The organism is Cupriavidus sp. 05N40 (assembly GCF_056397305.1).
Genome location: NZ_JBFTND010000430.1, coordinates 1 through 1,552 on the forward strand (window position 1 = coordinate 1; position 1,552 = coordinate 1,552).

The 1,552-nt window shown below is 61.0% G+C and carries 1 protein-coding gene, 1 tRNA gene and 1 rRNA gene; 1 reads left to right on the top strand and 2 read right to left on the bottom strand.

Annotated features, from left to right (window positions below):
• The first annotated feature begins 9 nt into the window (after positions 1–9).
• Positions 10–123: ribosomal RNA gene (rrf, locus tag AC1DO7_RS41230) — 5S ribosomal RNA — on the top strand.
• A gap of 104 nt (positions 124–227) precedes the next feature.
• On the opposite strand, the gene AC1DO7_RS41235 is transcribed toward rrf, so the two are convergent.
• Both AC1DO7_RS41235 and AC1DO7_RS41240 read right to left on the bottom strand, forming a co-directional pair.
• The gene (locus tag AC1DO7_RS41235; RefSeq protein ID WP_441613327.1) at positions 228–1,154 is read right to left on the bottom strand and encodes a DUF808 domain-containing protein; all 927 of its coding nucleotides are present in this window, start codon (positions 1,152–1,154) and stop codon (positions 228–230) included.
• A 245-nt stretch (positions 1,155–1,399) separates the two neighbouring features.
• Positions 1,400–1,475, bottom strand: a tRNA-His gene (locus AC1DO7_RS41240).
• Between the last annotated feature and the right edge of the window lie 77 nt (positions 1,476–1,552).

The window sequence follows — 1,552 nt, forward strand, 5'->3', positions numbered from 1 at the left end:
CCGTTTATGCCTGGTGACCATAGCGAGTTGGAACCACCCCTTCCCATCCCGAACAGGACCGTGAAACGACTCCACGCCGATGATAGTGCGGATTACCCGTGTGAAAGTAGGTAATCGCCAGGCTCTCCCTTGAAACCCCTCAGTACGCACGTACTGGGGGGTTTTGCTTTTTGGGCGGCCGATTCGTAGTGACCGATCCGCAGCGACCGGTCCGCGGCTCGGAGTGATCAGTCGGAGGAGGGCCGAAACATCCGCATCCCGAACCTGGCCACGGCAACCGTGGCAGTGACCAGCGCACCGGCCAGCATGCCGGCTACCGCGTTGAGCAGCAGCGGTCCGAGCATTTCCAGGCTGCTTCCCACGCTTGGTACATCCGCCAGAACGCCGGTCACGAGATCCGTCAAATGATGCGCGCCGGGGAATCCGTGGACCAGGATCCCGCCGCCAACCAGGAACATCGCCACGGTACCCGCCACCGAGAGCGCCCGCATCAGCCAGGGCGCCATGCGCAGGATGCCGCGGCCCGCAGCGCGCGCCGCGGCCGATGAGCGCTGGTGCAGATAGAGTCCGGCGTCGTCCAGTTTGACGATGCCGGCCACCAGGCCATAGACACCTACCGTCATGATCAGGGCAATCGCCGTCAACACGGCAACCTGCGTCCCGAACGCGGCGCTCGAAACGGTGCCGAGGGAAATGACGATGATTTCAGCCGACAAGATGAAATCCGTACGCACTGCGCCGCGGATCTTCGACCTTTCGAGAGCGGTGGGGTCCGCCGTCTCCGGCGCCGGGCTTGCTGCTGTCTCCTGCCCGTCCTGATGCATGAAGCCGTGCGCAATCTTTTCGAAACCCTCGTAGCAGAGGAAGGCGCCGCCGGCCATCAGCAGCGGCACGATCGCCCACGGGATGACGGCACTGATGGCCAGCGCGGATGGTACCAAGATGGCCTTGTTGCGCAGGGATCCCTTCGCAACAGCCCAAACCACCGGCAACTCGCGTTCAGCGTTGACACCGCTGACCTGCTGGGCATTGAGGGCGAGATCGTCGCCGAGCACGCCCGCGGTCTTCTTGGCGGCCAATTTGCTCAAGGCCGCCACGTCGTCAAGCATGGTAGTGATGTCGTCGATCAGCAGAAGCAGGCTCGAGCCAGCCATATCCAGATCTCCCGGGTGGGTAGCGAGAAAGCAGATACGTCGCGCATTTGCCGCGCGCATGGAGCATACGGCGTCGTCAGAATACCGCTATTGCCTCGTTGAGCCAGGCAAATAACGCGAGTGCGTAGACGAAATGGGGAGGGGAGAGGGCGCCGGAATCGGCTTGCGATCGGGCCTGAGACAAATAACAGACCCACAAACAAAAACAGCGAGCTTCGCAGCTCGCTGTTTTTGCAATGCAATTCTGGGGTGGCTGATGGGACTCGAACCCACGACGACAGGAATCACAATCCTGGACTCTACCAACTGAGCTACAGCCACCGTCGTAGTCTTTCAGCTGAGTGCTGATCGACGAAAAACAAGATTATACAAACTTCATTCGCGGATGGCTAGTACTT